The organism is Koromonas soli (assembly GCF_059726265.1).
Genome location: NZ_AP040872.1, coordinates 623,694 through 641,860, shown reverse-complemented (window position 1 = coordinate 641,860; position 18,167 = coordinate 623,694). Strand labels below are relative to the sequence as shown.

The following is an 18,167-nucleotide window of genomic DNA, read 5'->3' as shown; positions in this document are numbered from 1 at the left end:
GAGGCAGCATGCGATTAAAGCTTCACTCCAGCGGCTGCGAGCACTTCGCGCTGACGGCTGATGAGTTCGGCGATTCCCTTTCGAGCCAGCGCTGTCATGGCTGAGAGTTGCTCATCGCCAAACGGTTCGTGCTCGGCTGTGGCCTGCACTTCGATGAACTTGTTGGAACCGGTGAGGACGAAATTCATATCGACTTCGGCGCGCGAATCTTCTTCGTAGGCGAGGTCGAGCATTGCTTCGCCATCGACAATGCCAACGCTGATTGCAGCGACCGTATCCTTGATGGGAAGTTGCTTGAGAGTGCCTGAATCAACGAGTTTCTGCATGGCTAACGCCATGGCGACGAAGCCTCCGGTGATGGATGCAGTGCGGGTGCCGCCATCAGCCTGGATCACGTCGCAGTCAATCCATAGAGTTCGCTCGCCAAGCTTCGCGGTATCAACGATTGCGCGCATGGAACGACCGATGAGGCGCTGGATTTCATGGGTGCGGCCGCCCTGTTTGCCGCGAGCGGCTTCGCGAGCGGTGCGGGTGAGAGTGGCGCGGGGGAGCATGCCGTATTCGCTGGTAACCCAGCCCTTGCCCTGGTTGCGCATCCATCCGGGGACGCTCTCCTCGACGGTGGCAGTACAGATGACCCGCGTATTTCCTATCTCGATGAGGCATGAGCCTTCGGCGGTGCGAATGAATTCAGGAGTGAGTTGGAGGGGACGCATCTGGTCAAGCGAGCGGTTATCAGAGCGAAAAATCATTTGTAGTTCCTTGCTGCCTCGAGCGCTATGGTTCGGGCTGAATAGTACTGAAATATGAAACACAGGTCTGGAGCTAATTACTAATTCCTAATCAGGCTTTGCGAGCGAGAAAGGATTCACCAGTCTTGCACCTGACGAGCGCACTGGGATAACCGCCTTGCCAATGTACCAATGTACAGCTTGACAGGCGACGTTCTCAGCATGGTGTTCAGTGTCCGGAATCGAGGTCGGCGCGCTCGACTGACTCGGCTTCGAAGCCGAGAAAGACGGGGGCATGCTTATGGAATTTCTCGACCGAATCAGTCACGAAAAACTTGTAGGACGGCGAACCAGCCTTGAGATCGTGTCCGGCGAGGTACTGCAAAACGGCGCAAGCGGTGGCCTCGGCTGAATCGACTATCGCGATACGCTGCGGAACGACGCGACGCAGCATGGGACGCAGGAGCGGGTAGTGGGTGCATCCCAAGACAAGAACATCGACATTTGTCGATGCAGTGCGCAGGGCCTCAATGGTGTAGATGCGCGCGACCTGCTCGGTTACGGGGGTCTCGGTCCATCCTTCTTCGACGAGCGGGACAAGAAGCGGACAGGGTTTTTCGAAGGTGGCAAAGCCGCGCCGAGCGAGCGCACGCTGATACGCATGGCTGGTGCAGGTGGCCTCGGTGGCGTAAACAAGGGCTTCGCGACTCTTCGACACGGCCGCGGCGGCATCGGCGCCTGGCTCGATGACTCCGATGACCGGAATGGAGACTGCGGACTTGATGTCGTATAGCGCCAAGGCGGAGGCAGTGTTGCAGCCTATGACTAAAAGGTCGATGCCGCGCGCGGCCAGGAATTTAGCGGCCAAAGATGAATACCGGGCGACGAACTCCTGCGACTTTGTTCCGTAGGGGAGACGGGCAGTGTCGCCGAAAAACAGGTAGTCGGCGTTGGGCACCAGTCGCGCAATGGCGCGCAGCACGGTGAGTCCGCCAACGCCGGAATCGAAGACTCCGATGGTGGGTCGATGTGGATGCGAGGTCACTTCACTCAATGTAGCGCAAAGAGGCGCAAGAGTGGAAACCCAAGTACGAGGGCTGCAAAGCAAAACACCCACCTCTGCCAACTACTGGCAGAGATGGGGTGACGGGTCTGGGTTAGATCTGAAAGAAGTCAAATCGAAATGTTAGCGACCGTAGTACTTGGCGTTGCGCTCGGCAAAGTGCGCCCACTTCTCGGGAAGATCGTCAATGGCGAAGATGGCCGAGACCGGGCAGACCGGGACACAGGCTCCGCAATCGATGCACTCGACGGGGTCGATATAGAGCATCTCTTGTTCCGCGTGCGCGGCTTCGTCCTTCTTTGGGTGGATGCAATCCACCGGGCAGGCATCGACGCAGGCGGTGTCCTTGGTTCCAATACACGGTTCTGCGATTACATAAGCCATGAATTTGCTGTCCTTTGCTAGTAAGTCAAATCGAACCTCTGATTGTAGCAAAACAGCGGAAGGGCTGCTGTGGATGAAATGGTGAGCGCGCAGGTGAAGAGCAAGGGCTAGAGCAAAGGCAACTACCCCACCCTAAACTCGCAGGAAACAGCAGAGGCAAAGGCAAATGCAAGGCGAATGCAAAAGCAAAGGCAAAGGCGAATGCAAAAGCAAAGGCGAAAATGGAAGCAAGAGAATGTTAGGTTTGGTGGGCGTTGAGGGGCGGGAGGTCGTCAGCGCGGCCAGCGAAGATTTCGCGGAAGTTTTGCAGGATTTCTTCGTGGATCAGGGAGTTGGAGGCGATGGTTTCGTGGCTGTCGATGCTGAAGGGCGAACCATCGAAGCGGGTGACGATGCCTCCGGCTTCGCGGACGAGAACAACGCCGGCAGAGGTGTCCCACGGATTGAGATTGAACTCCCAGAAGCCATCGTAGCGACCTGAGGCAACGTTGGCGAGGTCGAGCGAGGCGGAACCGGCGCGGCGGATGCCGTGAGAGCGCAGGGTGATCTGATGGTAGAAGTGGATGTTCGGATTTTTGTGGCGCTTGAAGCTGGGAAAGCCGGTACCAAGGATGGATTCGGCTAAGGTCGTCGTGGTAGAGACGTGCATGGGGTGGCCGTTGAGAGTAGCGCCACTTCCCTGCTCGGCGGCGAAGACTTCGTCGCGCGTGGGGTCGTAGATGACGCCGAGGATGAGGCGGCCCTGGTATTCGAGTCCCATGGAGACGCAGAAGACAGGGTAGCCATGGGCGAAGTTGGTGGTGCCGTCGAGGGGATCGACGTACCAACGGAAATCGCCGCCGTGAGTGTCGCGCGTGCCCTCTTCGCCAACGATGTCGTGCTCGGGCCAGGTGGCGCGGAGTCGCGAAACGATGAGCTTTTCGCTGGCGCGATCGGCTTCCGTGACGAGATCGACGTCGCCCTTGTACTCGTAGCCGATGCGGCGCTCAAAAAACGGCAGCAGCAGCTTTCCAGCTTCGCGAGCAATCGCGGTGGTTTGCGAGAGAAAGCCGGAGGTGGACGAGGCGGTCATGCTACTCGTCTTGAGCTCGCTGCGGCGTGAGTGGAGCAGAGCTGGAAGAAGTGGCAGTCCGGGTACGGCGCGGGCGCGCAGGCTTAATTTCGCCTTCGGCGATGTACATGATTTCGGACTTGAAGATGAAAAGGTTCGGAGCTCCTTCGCGCGTGAGGCGAAGCATGTTCCGGTCGTAGTACTCGATCCAGCCGCGGACGATTTCCCCTCCCTGCAACTTGATGCTGACAAGCTTCTGCTTTTCGCCGAGCGCCTTGAGGTACGCGGCTTCTTCGTAGGTTTCTTCGGGAGGCGGAGTCTTTCCCTTGTTGGTTGGACGAATGGGCATGAAGAGATTCTACCGGAATCATTGAAGGATCGCGGACGAAAAAAGGGGCGGCCACGAAGGCCGCCCCAGGGCTGATGCTAGGTCCCGCTTAGAACGTGATGCGGGCGTTGAGTTGGAGAACGCGACCCGTGGCAACGCCGGCGAATGCACCGAAGATGCTGGTGGGTGGAGCGATGGTGTTCTGAATCGTACCGGCAATTCCCACTCCGTTAGCAATGTCACCCAGCGGATTGGCGAAGTTGGGGTGATTCAGAAGGTTGTAAGCGTTGGCACCGATCCCGAAACGGACGGTTTCAGCAAGCTTGAACGTCTTTGAGAGGCTGAGGTCGGTGTCAAAGTAATTCGGTCCACGATTCTGATTTCGACGCTGGTTACTTGCAACGCCAACGGTGGGGTCAGCTTCTGGAGCTCCGCCACTGTTGATGTTGTTTGGGTTTGCGGTATTTGCGACGTAAGCACCGACTTGCGCGGGATTGGTGAGGTCGAAGCAGGTGTTGTTTCTGGGAGAAGCTGCTCCGCAATGGAACGGCCCACTCGGTAGATCGAGCAGCAGGTCGCTTCCGTAGTAGCGAATGGTGCTCGATAATCCGCTGTCAAACACCGAGAACGGCAGGCCCGTTCGGAAATAGTAGGTATTGGAAAGGGTCCACCCTCCGAAGGCCGCATCCAGGAAGCCGCGGTTGAACTTGTAACCGGGCGTCCAGCTGTAATTGGCCTGCAGATAGTGACGCATGTCGTAATCAGCATTGCCCCAGTTCTGGCACTTCAGGCAATGCGGGTCGATCTGAGTAATGATCGAGTCATTCCCGCTGTAGGGCAACAGACCGCCGTTGGAGACATCATCCGTCGCATGACTCCAGGTGTATGCCACCGATAGCTGAAGCGAAGTGTAGCGACGCTGGAAGCTGACAGTGACACCGTTGTATTCGGAGTTGCCGGTGTTGGTGTAATCCGATACGGTTCCGAATCGTCCATCGATCGGAGACTGGCGAGAGCTCAGCGGACCAGGAGCATTGGGGAAGCCATTAACTCCGTTGGACACGGTGGTCACAACTGGAGCAACTGTGGGATCCGCTAAGCTGGCGCAGCGCGCAGGCGAGCAGAACGCGTTTAGGCCAGGGTTGTCCACAATGATGTCTCGACCGTGATTTCCGTTGTAGTTGATGGAGATTGAGTTCCTCGCACCCAGTCCCTGTTGCAACTCAAGGTTGTACTTGATGAACTTGGGGTTGGTGAAGTGGCGCTGTGCGATGTTGAGGTTGGGGAAGGCCGCGACTGCGCCCGCAGCGGTTTCAGCAGCGATCAAATTAGCCGCAGTTCCGCCGTTCGCATAGATGCTGTTCAGCGCAGCATTGGCTGCGATGGCGGCAGACTGCGAGCTTCCAGGTACAGAGGGATCAGCAGGCGATCCCTGAATGGTGAACGAGTTCTGCTGAGGTACGTTGCGGGAGAAGAACTCGGCCAACGTGCCCGGCGGGATGTCGGCGAAAACGCCGATGCCGCCACGGAGAACGGTGCGTCCATTGGCGCTAGGTGTGAAAGCGAACCCGAATCGAGGTTGCCATGCTACAGCCTCGAGACTATGGAACGCATTGCTCTGGCCATTGATGAGCACCTGGTTATAGGGAATCGCCGCATCGTGGTTGATCTGGCTGAAATCTGCCGGAGCAAGCGAGAAGCAATGCAGCTTGCAATACGGGTTGGAGTTGTGGTCGCCGCGCAGGGCCAAGGTAAGCGTCAGACGGCTTGAGGCCTTCCACTGATCCTGCACGTAGAAGCCGAGACTATTTATCACGAACGGCTCGGAGTTCCGGGGCGAGAAACGCTGAATGTACTGATCCCAAGCTCCTGAACCAAAAGTTGACGAGCTGGCTACGACGACTTCCGGAGTCACGGAACGCTCGGAGTAAACGTAATCCGTCACATTATTGTGACGCCAGTTCACGCCAAACTTGAGACTGTGATTCCCCCTGGTGATGGAAAAGTCGTCCACAATCTGTGCCTGTCCGACATTGCGGCCCTGCGGGAAGATGAAGTTCTCGCCACCAAGCGGAGTAAACGGCCCAGAGGGGAAGAAGCTATATGGGAACGCCGCAAGCGCACCAGCCTGATTCACAGACCGGAAGATCGCACTGTAGTACGAACCCGACAGAATGAACTGGTTCACAGCCGCGTTCGCGAGGGTGTGCGTCCAGTTAGCCTGACCTTCGTACTGAGGCTGGCTGCTCTCAGCATTAAAGACCGGGTTGATGGGATCGGTGAATGTAGGCTGCAGACCGTGATCGGTCTTGTAACGGAAGAAGACCTTGTCGGCAGCAGTGAACTGATGGTCAACACGTGCAACTAAAATCCACTCATGGGCGCTGTTTGTAACCGCATTGTGGAATGTGGCAACGTCGGGATTCGCAGGATCAACCACGGCGTTGGCGGCTCCTGGGGCGTTGTTCCAGAGATTGAACATGTTCTGGTAGAACGCGGCTTCACCAAGAGGAGTAACGGCGGCAAGGGTTGTAGCCTGAAACGTTGGGCTGGGGATGTTAACCAGGTTGCTGGTGGGTAGCGTGTACTTGATTCCTTCTGTGTCCACAAAGAAGAAGGTCTTGTTCTTGAAGATGGGACCGCCGACAGATGCCGCCCACTGATGATTGTGGGTGTTGGGCGCTGACCCCGTCGTGTTGAACCAGTCGCGGGCATTGAGCGCAGCTCCCGACCAGTTATAGATAGCGTTGCCGTGGAAGTGATTGCTGCCGGATTTGGTAGCGTAGTTGATCTGCGCGCCGGCATTGCGTCCGAACTCGCCTGAGTAGCCATTGGTAGTGACGGTGGCTTCAGATAACTCGTTGGCGCCAATGGCGAGGTTGCTGGCACCGGAGTTATTCAGGTTGAGGTATGGGTCCATCTCGTCATTGCCATTGACGGTAAACAGGTTGGCAGTGGCGGGAACTCCGTTTGAACTAAAGTTTCCGTATCCGCCGCCGGATGACGTGTTGGTCTGGATGCCCGGGGCTAGTTCGGCAATTGTCGTGATGTCGCTGCCAGGCATGGGAGCGGACTCGATCTGAGCAGCATTGAAGCTCGTCGATGTATTGCCGTTGTCATTCTGAACGAGTGGCGTCTCGGCAGTCACTTCGACGGTTTGGGAGGCAGCGCCGACGCTGAGCTTGATGTCAGCGCGGGTGACCTGGCCGACGGACACGAATGCGCCCTGGTTCACCGTTCCGAAGCCCGCTTGATTGACTGTGAGGGTGTAGCGGCCGGGGTTCAACAGCGGGAAACGATACACGCCGGCGTTATTGGTGGTGCCGTCTTTCTTGGCACCGGTGTCGTTGTTGGTGATGGTGACCTTGGCGCCGGGTACGACCGCACCACTGGGGTCGGTGACGGTGCCAGTGACGTCGCCGGAGACAATCGACTGGGCCCAGGCTCCGGCGGCAAGGCATACGATCAATGCCAACACCAAGGAGCATCTGGTTAGAAACGAACTTTCTCGTGTCATGGGTTCCTCTACCCTGGCATGACGAACGTCGTGCCGAAAGGCCATAGATGCGCGGTGGGAATGCGCTATCACATTCACCAGGCGAATGCTGGGACATCCGCGGCGCAACAAAATCGAGTCGGAGGACGAGGGCCGAACGGCCTGATCTTTCAGAGCTGCCCAGGTTCGGCTGGTCCCACTAAAACTCGCCGGCTGAGAGCGGACACTGAGAAACGATGCATCATCAGGTATTCAGAGGGCCGGTCATCCACATTAGAGTCCGAGGATGGCGTGACCCGTGTGTGGATAAGCACGCTGGCGGCCAAAAGATTTCGGGCAGAAGCGTAGGGCTAAACACCGAAGGAAAAACTCTGGCCTAAATTGCTGGATATGACTTTTCGAAGCTTGGAACAACTGGACTTTGTATCTTGGAAGATCGAAATCGCAAGAGACAGAAAACCGGGGAGCCTGGGCTCCCCGGTGGAGGTACATCAGTCTGCAAAGCAATTAGAAGACGAGCTGCAGGCTGAACTCCATCTGGCGCGGCGAGCCAATGGTGTTCACGCCAGTTCCGAGGCCAGCACGCGGGTGCGATGGGTCTTTCTTGGGCGTTCCGCTGATGGAGCCAGGGGAACCGTCCATTGCGCCCAGCATGGCGAGACCGGCCACGGTGCTCGGATCGTAGTTGACGAAGTTGAAGACGTTGTAGGCTGCGACCGAAGGCGTCAGCTTCACGTTTTCGCGAAGACGGATGGGGTAGCCAAACTTGAGGTCGAAAACCTTGAGCCATCCCATATTCGCCTGATCGGCAGGGGCCAGCGGCAGAGGAGCAATGGTCGCACCAAGGAGCGCCATTTGGGCCTCTGTCAATACGCCGGAACTGACGAGCGCGTTTCCAGCAGGAGTCAGCTTGCCAGCATAGTTGGCGTTGAACTTGTTCACCAACTTGTTTATTCCGGCTCCCTTGTATTTGCGGCCAAAGTCACCGATGTTTGCTCCCGGAACGATCTGGCCGTCAGCATCTCCCGATCCCTGGGTCAAACCATCACCCTGGAAATCGGTATAGAACACTTCTCCCGCACCGCCCGTCGAGGGAATGAAAGGATTCTGCGGCAGAGGTGAGAAGAAGTGTCCAATGAAGCTGATGCGTGGACCCTTCGCGATATCGAAGAAGGTTCCAAACGAAAGCTGGCTGGTACGGTCGAGCGCGTTAGGCCCGAAGTACCGACCAGGATTGGATTGATCGAACGCAGTGTTTACGAAGTCCTGATCGGTGATCATGCTGTTGAAGCGCGACCACGAATAGGAAATCTGCGACGTAACTCGCTCTACTCCGCGAGCGGGCTTCTCGAGGCGGTTGGTGAATTTCATCTGCAGAGCGGTGTAGGCAGAACGGCCAATTGGGAACAGCATGGGGTTACTGCCAACGTTGGGATTGATGCCACCGAAAGCATAAGGCTGATTAAGTCCAGCCAGATACCATGGGAGTCCGCCGCCTATGTCAAGACCAGAACCCAGGCCGCCGAAAGCAGCAAAATCTTCCATAGTGGCACCAGAAACGACGCCGGTGGCGCTAGTTTCCAAGGCAGGACAGGAGGCAGCAGCCGCCTCGACGGTTGCCGCACCGCACTTTGCCACGGTGGCCGCAACAGCGGCACGCGCGGCAACCGGGTTGAAGTGGCGCACATCGCCGACATGATTGGTGTCAACGCCAAGCAGATAACGCAGACCGATGTTGCGAATAAGGTCGGCGCTGAACACGTTGCCCTTACCGAACTGATGCTGAATTCCAAGGTTCATCTGCCACGAGTGTGGAGTCTTGTAATTCGGAGCAATCACGGAAGGAGTGGTGCCGCTGCTGAGGTTTGCGCCAACGAATCCGGAGTTGGCCTGGGCGCCGCCGGCGGCAGAGAGGGCATGGAAGTAATCAGCCAACGCTGCGACGCCAGCCATGTTGTTTCCGATAAAGCCATTGCAGAGGCTGGCAATGGGATAGTTCTGGGTTCCATTGAATGGGAACGAGGTGATAATGCCTCCTGGAACTGGCAGTTGTCCGGAGGGGCAGATAGTGGGCGTCTGAAGGAACAGACCTGCGGCAAGGCGCACAGGACGATCGAACAGAACGTTGTTGAAGATCGCGTTCTCATAATAGAGACCGCCGCCGCCGCGGATTACGGTCTTACCATTGCCACCAGGGTTCCAGGCAAATCCGATCTGCGGTCCGAAGTTGGAGTTGGGCTGATTGACCCTTCCACCATAGTTGCCCGCGAAGAGATCAAAGACCCGCTGGCTTCCGGTGCAGATAGGTGATCCGAGAGCGGCCGTCGCAGCTGTGGCGGTACTTGTCGGAATCTGGTCGCAGGTGATCGGGGGAAGGTCACTGTCGGCGCGTCCGGTGTCACGAGAATAACGGACACCGTAGGTGATAGTGAGGGTAGGCCGAATCTTCCAGGTGTCGCCGATGTAAAGGCCGAGGCGATTGTCATACTGCCCGCCACCGGGATAGCCGAACTGCGGACGCTCGGTGCTGAAACCCTGAGCGTTGCCAAGGATGATCTGGCTGACAGGATAGTTGAGAGGATTGGCCGCACCGTTCGGGAATGGTCCGGTGGCAGCAGTCTGCTGTGCAGCAGCATTGAAGCTGGTGGCACGCAATTCAGGCCAGTTGTAGAAGGCGGCAAAACCTCCACCAAGAATGTGGTTGAAGTCGATGCCATAACGGATCATGTGCGAGCCCCGCAGCCAGGAACCGTCGTACTTGATCTGGTTGTTGGACTGGAAGGTAGCTTGCGGAGCCAAGCGTGATGGGCCGAACCGATACTGGGTGGAGGCGCTGCCGATACGGATTGCCACCGGCAGGTTGCCAGCGGGGTCAAACACACCACCGCCCAAAACAGCGTCAGCAATGTGGTTCTGGAACTTCTGGTATCCCCAACGCACGGAGTGAGTGAGCCTGCCGGTGGACCAGTCGAAACCGATACCGTGAGAAGGCGTGTTGTCGCGGTTGGCAAAGGGCTGGAAGGTGGATCCGAACGCGGCGATGTCACTATTCCAGTTGTAGTTGAAGCGATAGAACAACTTCATGCCGCGGGGGCCGTTGTAGTCCAGCTTGCCGAGCATGGTGGTGTCCTTAAACGGCGAGTTGTAGCCGGGAGGGATACCGATGAAGGGCGCGGAGACAACGATGGGAACCAGTGTGGACTGCTTCACGCGCTCCGCATTGAGGAACCAGAACAGCTTGTCCTTGACGATTCTGCCGCCGAGGTTTCCGCCAAACTGGTTGCGCTGGAAGTAGTTGTCCTGGCCGCCGGGGAAGTTAGCGATGCCGGCGTTCTTGTCACGGAAGTTGTAGAAGCCTTCACCGTGAATGCTGTTGGTGCCGGACTTGGTGACGACGTTCACCGCGCCGGAAGAGGTGAGTTCGGTGGAGAGGTCGAGGGTGGACTGGCTGAGCTGGAACTCCGAAATGGCACCGGCAGAAACGTTCTGCGTGGTGGTGCCGACGGTTTCATCGGAGATGTCGATGCCATCGACCTCGATGCGGGCGGTGCGACCGGCGCGGCCACCAAATGAGATGGAGGAGAAACCGTTTTTGGTCGGGTCGAAGTTGCCGCCATCCTGAATCTGGACGCCGGGTTCGAGCTGCGCGAGATCAAGGAAGTTGCGGCCGCCGACAGGCAGGTTCTCGATCTGCGATGAGGTGAGGACACCTTGGACGGTTGGCTGTTCGGTGTTGACGGCAACGGTTTCGCCCGTGACCTCGACGGTCTGAGAGCTGGAGCCAACGCTCATCCTGACGTTGCCGGACGCCGCGGCGCCGACCTGCACAATTACGCCAACGACAGCCGTCTTGAAGCTAGAGGCCTCAACGCGAACCTGATAGTTGCCGGACGGAACCGGGCCAGAGGAGTATGCACCAGAAGACGATGTGCTGCGCTCGATGCGAAGTCCCGTCGCGTTATTGGTGATGATGACCTTGGCTCCGGGCAGAACCGCGCCGGAAGGATCAGTCACCGTGCCTTGTATGCTTCCTGTCGATACTGTGGCTTGAGAGAAAGCCAACGATGAATATCCGACACAGATGATGAGACAAGCGGCCAAAGCGAAAACCTGGGATCTCAGCCTAGCGCTTGCGTTCGTAAATCGCCCACTCGCTGACATGCAAATCTCCTGAAGGTCGAGGGACCGGAATCCACTGGATGAAGGAATCAGGAGACAAAGTAGCTAAGACCAATCAGAGCTGCTGGAATTGGCTGTCTCCCACAGAACGTCTCGAAACAGCCTTCGGAAGGACAACAAGGAAGCGGTGAGGCGACACGAAATTGCCGGTCGCAAACGTCCCGAGCATTCTGACGCCAGCCTCTTAAGTGCTGCGGGCGGGCTACTCGCAGACGAAGCACGCAGATGACCAAAGAGAAAAGAGAAAAACACAGGCGCAAATTGACATAGCGGAGTCGATTTCGCAGCCGTAGATATCAGAAAACGGAAATTCGGAAACTCTGGATTTGAGATTTGGAAGAAGAAGACAAAAAAACCGGGGAGCGTTGGCTCCCCGGCAAGTATTCAGCTAAAGCAAATTCGAAACTTAGAATTCGAACTTCAGCATGGTCTGGATGATACGACCGGACACGGCAGCGCCTTCGAAGTTGCCATAGGGGCTGCTGGGAGCGGAAGCGGTGCTGGTAATCACGCCAAAGTTGCTGGCGAGGTTGCCGCTCGGGTTCAGGAAGTTCGGGTGATTGAGCAGGTTATAGAAGCTGGCACCCGCGGAGAATGCCGTCTTCTCGCTCGTCTTGAACTTCTTGGTGATGGTCATATCAGTATCAAAGTACTTCGGTCCACGGAAGATGTTGCGAGCCGTGTTGCCAAAGTTGTTGGAGGCGGCAACGTTCTTGGTCGGGAACGCGAACTGGCTGGAAACCAAGCAGACGTCGTTGCCCTTGTTGCAGGAAGCCTGACCGCTGCCATCGTACTGACCGAGGATAGCGTTTCCGCTTGCGTTGACCAGATAGTTCGAGGAAACGGAGCGATAAGCGCTGAACGGCTCACCGCTACGAGCGAACACAGTTCCAGACACGGTCCATCCATTCACGACGGTGTTCGCAAACTTGTTGGCGACCTTGAAAGGAAGGACCCACACGTAGTTTGCGCTCAGGTTATGACGGAAGTCGTAGTCGGAGTTGCCGTAGTTGTTCTTCAGATTGGCCGGGTTGATCTGGGTCAGAATGCTGCTTCCGCCCGACGCCAGGTTGTAGCTGGAGAGACCGCCGTTGGAAACCACGTCAAGAGAGTGGCTCCAGGTGTAGTTGATCGAACCGCTGAAGCCGTAGCTCATGCGGCGTGAAAGAACAGCAGTCAAACCGTGGTAGTTCGAATAGCCGTCGTTGGTGTACTGAATAACACGACCAAAACGGGCATCCGGAGCCGCAGTGGGCACACCCGCAAAGGTGTATCCAGCCTTGGAGTAAACGTTGACAGTCGGGTTCTGGAAGTTTTCGTCATACCCGTGGTTGCCAACATAGTTCAAGGTCAGGGCGGTCTTGGTGCCGATCGCCTGCTCGAGTTCGAGGTTCCACTGCATGTACTTCGGGTTGTAGTAGGTGTTCTGCGGTGCGGTCATGGTCGGCAGGGTGAGCAGACCATTTGCCTGCATCTGAGCCAGCGTCTGTCCCTGACCGAAGCCATTGCGCAGAGCGTTGAACGAACCCAAGCCGATCGAGTTCAGATCGTTGGCATTGCCGTAAGCTACCGCACGGCCAGTGTTGGTGACATTGAAGGTGGTGGTCAGAGGAGCGTTGGAAGCAAAAGGCTCAGCCAACTGCGCCGGGTAGAGATCGGAGAAGATACCGAAGCCACCACGGACCACCGTCTTGTCGCCCCAAGGCGTGTAAGCGAAACCAACACGCGGCTGGAGGACAACCGGTTCGATGTTCGGGAAGGCCTGTTTCAAGCCAGTGCCGATCGTCGCGTTGTAAGGAACGCTGACGGAGTTCGAGGTGAACGGACCTCCGAAGCGCGACAAGCAGCCTTTCGGGCAGGCTTCGTTAGAGTTGCGGTCAACACGCAGCGAAAGGGTAACCTTCAGCTTGTTGCTGGCGCGCCACACATCCTGAGCATAGAGGCCAAGGCTGTAGAACTGGAAGCCAGCTTCGGTCGGAACAGTGTAACGCTGAATCAGAACGTCGGTTGCATCCTGAGCCGTACCGGTAACGCCAGAGAACAAAGAGGCAACGCCAACTTCAAGTTCGCCAGTGATGTTACGGAACGGGGTAAGGTCGGTGATGCGGTCGTGACGGATGTTGGCACCAAACTTCAGATCGTGGTTGCCACGCGTCCAGGAGAAGTCATCGGAGAACTGCATCTGGGCAACGCGACGTCCCTGCGGCCAGGCATAGTCTTCGCCACCGAGGAGATCAAACACGTTGTCGGTCGAAATGTAGGTGGTCGGGAACGCTGCACGCGCGCCGGCCAGGTCGATTGCGCTGAAGATCGCGCTGTAGTAGCTGCCAGCAGCGATGAACTGGTTGACCATGCGGGAATTGAGGGTCTTGGTGTACGTCAACTGTCCCTCATCCTGCGGTTGGTTGGACTGAGCATTGAAGATCGGGTTGATGGCGTCGGTGTAGGTGGCCTGGAGACCGCGGTCCTGACGATAGCGGAACGAGAACTTATCGTTCTGGGTCGGGAGCCAGTCAACACGACCGGACATCAAACGCTCGGTGTTCTTGTTGCTGCCGCCGCCAGCGAACTGGTAGGCGCAAGGAACATCGGTGCCGTACACGCCGCCGGTGCTGGCAGTACCAGCGAAGTCGCCGCAACCGAGCGCATCATCCGCGTTCATGTAAGGGGTGGCTTTGGAGGCGTTGGAAGCATTGGCGTACAGCTTGAAGAAGTTCTGGTAGAAGGCCAACTGTGAAGGCTGGTTGGCTGCGATGTTTGCAAGGGTGTCCTTGGCAAACGTCGGGCTCGGAATGTAGTGGGTTCCGCCACCAGGCAGAACGTAGCGCATTCCTTCGTTGTCATAGAAGAAGAACAACTTGTCCTTCTTGATGGGACCGGAAATCGAACCCGCCCACATGTTGCTGTTGGCGAACGGACGATCTTCGCCCGCAGCCTTGATGAACCAGTCATTGGCGTTCAGCACGCGGCCGTTCCACTGCCACTGAGCGTTGCCATGGAACTGGTTGGTGCCGGACTTGGTGGAGTAGTTCACGTTGGCACCGGCGGCGCGACCGTACTGAGCGGTGTAGCCGTTGGTGACGATGGTGACTTCCTGCAGTTCGTTGACGCCAAGAGCGTTGTTGCTGGCGCCGGTGTTGGCCAGGCCGTTGAAAGGATCGTTGTTGTCGCTACCGTTGACAGTGAAGAGGTTGGAGGTACCCGGCAGACCGTTGGCAGTAAAGTTGCCATAGCCGGCGCCCGTGCTCAGGGTGATTCCGGGAGCGGTAAGGGCGTAGTTCGTCATGTCATTGCCAGGAGCAGGAAGAGCGGCAATCTGCTGCTGGCTGTAGTTGGAGGTAATGTTGCCGTTTTCGGTCTGGATCAGCGCGGCATCCGCGGTGACGTCCATGGTTTCGGCATGACCGGCCAGTGAGGCGGTCAACTTAACATTTGTAACTTGACCGAGGCTGACGATGGCATCGCGGGTCAGCTTGGCAAAGCCGGAAGGTTCCGCGGTGAGGGTGTAGGTGCCCGGTCTCAAAAGAGCGAAGCGGAAGAATCCAGCTGCGGTCGTCGTGGTCGTTTGGGTTTGGCCGGTATCCTGGCTCTTCAACGTCACAGTCGTGTTGGGCAGAACAGCGCCGCTCGGGTCTGTGACAGTTCCGGTAAGTTCGCCGGAAATCGTGTTCTGGGCGAAGAGAGCGATGGATGTGAGCATTACGCCTGCGATCAGCAGGAAGCAACTCAATCGACGAAATCGTCCACTCATCTTGATTTTAGTCTCCTAAACAACGTCAATCTGACGTCGGTTCACACCAACTTAGGCGGGATTGCCTAAGCAAATTGAAAAGTAACGAGAACTGCACTCGCCGCCTTTTCTGAAATGCCGCCCTCCGAAGAGTCTCGAAAGAGCGAACAGAGAGAAACAAACCCGTGTGGGTGAGGCCGCAACCATCTACAACCACTTGATTCGGCAACACCCGCATTGAGGCTCTTGAGCTTAGGTGTGCACGCTTAGTTCCAAACAGGATCTCTCTTAAGTTGGTGGCAAATAAGGAGGAATTCGTACCCGAAGCTGTAGGTGCTTACCAAATCAGGAATGTTGGCCAGCTCAGATATGTTTTTTGGAAGGTGAGAGTAGCTCGGTTACTCGATTTTGCTGTTGTAGTAACCGGCACGATTGCGGATGAAAAGTTCGTTCTGAGCACGCTTGCGAGCATCCTCTGTAAGCTCGATGGAGATACGGCGGAACTCGTTGCCGACGCGTCGCACGGGGTAGTAGCCGAGCAGGTATTGCGTGCGAAGCTCATCGCTGATCTGGCGGAAAGCTTCGTCGAGCTGCGAGAGCGAGGTGGCGTAATAGGACTTGCCGCCCGTATCGCGGGATAGCTGGATGAGGGCGTGCTCGCCTCCGATGTCGCGCCCGGCATCGGCCTCGATGGGAACCATGATGATGGAATAAATGATGGCTTCGGCGATTTGGGCGGCACGGATGGCCTCCTGATAATCGACCTTGCTGCTAGTGTCTCCGCCATCGGTAATGAGGACGAGGACTTTGCGCCCGCGACGTCGCTCAAGTGATTCGGAACTGAGGAAGATGGCGTCGAAGAGGGCGGTGGCGGCTCCGGGGTGAAGGCGCTCAAGGGCGGCGTCGAAGCGGCGTCCCTCGCTGGTGAACGGCAGGACCTCGGTTACATAAGTCGAAAACTGGTAGAGGGAAATCGCGTCAATGGGCCGCAGGAGTGTGTGCGCGAACTTGCGGGCCGAGGCGATCTCGAGAGGAAGGTCCTTGCGAGTGCTCATACTGGTGTCGATGGCCATGGCGATGGAGAGCGGCAGTTCGGATTCGCGCTCGAAAACCGAAACCTTCTGCTCGACGCCGTCTTCAAAGATGCGGAAGTCCTCTTTCTGAAGTCCGGCGTACGGAGCGCCGTTTCCGTCGGCGACAGTCGCAAAGACATTTACCAGTTTGACGTTGACCGAAAACGTAGGAGTGGAGTCGCTGGACTGTGGGGTTCGGGCAGGGGGACGCGGAACGGGCCGGGGGCCAGGCGCGGGAGCATCCTGCGCAAAAGCAGGAGTGAGTAGGCAAAGCAGGAGTGCGAGTCGCAAGAGCATTCGAGGGCAATTATAAGGAAAGTTACGTGGTCGGGATTCGGAATTGGCAGGGATTCGGGCCGAAGGCAGATGTGATCCGAGGAAAGGGGTGGTTGCGGTAGGGGTCCTTCGCTCGCTCAGGATGACAGCAGGACAGCAAAGGCAAAGAGCGGTTGAAGCAAAGCAAACAACCCCACCCTCCGGCCAAACCCGGAAGGAGTGGGCACCCGAGCAGGTGTGATCTTGAGTTCGATTTAGACGGGGAGTTCGGGTGGGAAGGCTTCGCCATCGGCCCAGACGGCGCCGTCTTCGAAAAACTCCTTCTTCCAAACGGGGACGGTCTTCTTTAGTGAATCGATGATCCAGCGGCAGGCGTCGAAGGCGGCGGCACGGTGGGCGCTCGCAACGACGATGAGGACGCTGGATTCGCTGATTTCGAGACGGCCTACGCGGTGGACGATGCGGACGTCGCGGATGGGAAAGCGAGCAAGCGCCTCGGTGGCTAGGTTCTCCATCTCGGAGACGGCCATGGCGGGATAGGAATCGTAATCGAGGTAAAGAGTGCGGCGGTTGCGGGTGTGGTTGCGCACGATGCCGTCGAAGACACAGAGGGCTCCGTCTTCTCCTTGCTTGATGGAGGACATGAGCGCGGCGGAGTCGATGGGCTCGCGTTGCAGGCAGCTATGGGGAGAAGACAGAGGGAGATGGGGCTCGGGGAGTCCTCCGCTGACGGGAGGAAGGAGCGCGACCTCGTCTCCGGCAGAAATAGGCGTGCTGGGAGAGGCGAAGGACTGGTTGACCGCGATGGCGACGGCTCCGTTGTAGGGCGCTAGCGCGGGATGCTGCGCGAGAAGAGACTGCCAGAGGTCTCCGACGGTGGCGGGAAGAGAAAGCTCGGCCTGAAACTCCGGCGCGATGATGTCGCGCAGACGACCAAAGCAAAGGACGCGTATGGACATGAGGAAAAGATATCAGCTTGGGGGAGCAAAAACGAAGGAGAAACGATGCGGGACTGGCGCCGGATTGCTTCAACAGCCGAATGGGATCCAGCCAACGAGAATGCCGAGAATTAAGGCAACGAATGCACCGAGGCCCAATCCGAGAACGATCCAGAACGCCCGCAGAAGCATTTGGCCGACGCTGCGCGGGGGATGCGGGACTTCGACACTAGAGGAATGGATTGGTTCTGTGAAGGTATCGGAATGCAGGTCAAGGGTGGTCATTGCGCTACGCCTCCCGGCTGTTTGCGGTGTGCGATACGGTCGTTGATCTCTCCGCTGAGGTCATCGGCAGACTGGCCGACGGAGCGGGCCATGGCAAGAATGGTCGGAGCGTCGGGACCTTGCGGGCGGGAGGCTTCATAGAGGCTGAGGGTGCGAGCGGCGCGGCGTCCACTGCGGCAATAGACCAGGATAGGCTCGGGACTTTTTGCAATGGCAACGGAGAGGGATTGAACGGCGCTGCTTGGGATGTCTCCGTGGGGCACGGGGACATAGAAGAAGCCTAGCTGGTTGTCACGGGCGGCGCGTTCGACGGCGGCGGATGGTGGTTGGTCAAGTGCTTCGCCGTCGGGACGGAGATCGATGATAGTCGCGAAACCGTGTTGTTTAGCTACAGAGATGTCGGCTTCAGTAAGCTGCTCCGCTACGTATATTCCGGAAGCGAAGGGGCGAGCCTTTGTCCACGAGGTTTGAGGCGGCACAGGGTGCGGACGATTGAAGAAAATCAACGCGAGCACCAAGACGAGACCGCTGAGAAACGAGATCGCAAAGACTGACTTCTTGCTCCGCATGCGAGGGATGGTAGAGAAGATCGAGAGACATTGCAATAAGATTTGGGGATGGGATCGAGCGCAA

Annotated in this window: 11 protein-coding genes; all 11 read right to left on the bottom strand. The window is 57.5% G+C overall.

Features of this window, described 5'->3' with window-relative positions:
- Positions 1 to 14 precede the first annotated feature (14 nt).
- The 11 genes from rph to AC6IY8_RS02705 all read right to left on the bottom strand — a co-directional run bounded on the left by rph (position 15) and on the right by AC6IY8_RS02705 (position 18,103).
- Positions 15 to 752 (bottom strand): ribonuclease PH, encoded by a 738-nt coding sequence (gene rph / locus AC6IY8_RS02755; protein WP_497777164.1) that lies wholly within the window; start codon positions 750 to 752, stop codon positions 15 to 17.
- A 208-nt stretch (positions 753 to 960) separates the two neighbouring features.
- Positions 961 to 1,776, bottom strand: a complete 816-nt coding sequence (gene murI / locus AC6IY8_RS02750; RefSeq protein WP_497777163.1) for a glutamate racemase — start codon at positions 1,774 to 1,776, stop codon at positions 961 to 963.
- 141 nt (positions 1,777 to 1,917) lie between these two features.
- On the bottom strand, positions 1,918 to 2,178 hold the full coding sequence (locus AC6IY8_RS02745; protein ID WP_497777162.1) for a 4Fe-4S dicluster domain-containing protein: 261 nt from the start codon (positions 2,176 to 2,178) through the stop codon (positions 1,918 to 1,920).
- 238 nt (positions 2,179 to 2,416) lie between these two features.
- Positions 2,417 to 3,250 (bottom strand): inositol monophosphatase family protein, encoded by an 834-nt coding sequence (locus tag AC6IY8_RS02740; protein WP_497777161.1) that lies wholly within the window; start codon positions 3,248 to 3,250, stop codon positions 2,417 to 2,419.
- A 1-nt stretch (position 3,251) separates the two neighbouring features.
- Positions 3,252 to 3,578, bottom strand: coding sequence for an RNA chaperone Hfq (locus AC6IY8_RS02735; RefSeq protein ID WP_497777160.1), 327 nt, complete (start codon positions 3,576 to 3,578; stop codon positions 3,252 to 3,254).
- A gap of 88 nt (positions 3,579 to 3,666) precedes the next feature.
- A complete protein-coding gene (locus tag AC6IY8_RS02730; RefSeq protein WP_497777159.1) occupies positions 3,667 to 7,035 on the bottom strand; it encodes a TonB-dependent receptor in 3,369 nt (1,122 codons plus the stop codon).
- A gap of 525 nt (positions 7,036 to 7,560) precedes the next feature.
- Positions 7,561 to 11,115: a TonB-dependent receptor gene (locus AC6IY8_RS02725; protein ID WP_497777158.1), complete on the bottom strand. Its 3,555-nt coding sequence runs from the start codon at positions 11,113 to 11,115 to the stop codon at positions 7,561 to 7,563.
- 523 nt (positions 11,116 to 11,638) lie between these two features.
- Entirely contained in the window at positions 11,639 to 14,983 is a 3,345-nt protein-coding gene (locus tag AC6IY8_RS02720) for a TonB-dependent receptor (protein ID WP_497777157.1), read from the bottom strand.
- 377 nt (positions 14,984 to 15,360) lie between these two features.
- Complete coding sequence (locus tag AC6IY8_RS02715) at positions 15,361 to 16,326, bottom strand: VWA domain-containing protein (protein ID WP_497777156.1); 966 nt, start codon at positions 16,324 to 16,326, stop codon at positions 15,361 to 15,363.
- Between the two features lie 239 nt (positions 16,327 to 16,565).
- Complete coding sequence (locus tag AC6IY8_RS02710; RefSeq protein WP_497777155.1) at positions 16,566 to 17,270, bottom strand: molybdenum cofactor biosynthesis protein; 705 nt, start codon at positions 17,268 to 17,270, stop codon at positions 16,566 to 16,568.
- 260 nt (positions 17,271 to 17,530) lie between these two features.
- Positions 17,531 to 18,103 (bottom strand): protein tyrosine phosphatase family protein, encoded by a 573-nt coding sequence (locus tag AC6IY8_RS02705; protein ID WP_497777154.1) that lies wholly within the window; start codon positions 18,101 to 18,103, stop codon positions 17,531 to 17,533.
- Between the last annotated feature and the right edge of the window lie 64 nt (positions 18,104 to 18,167).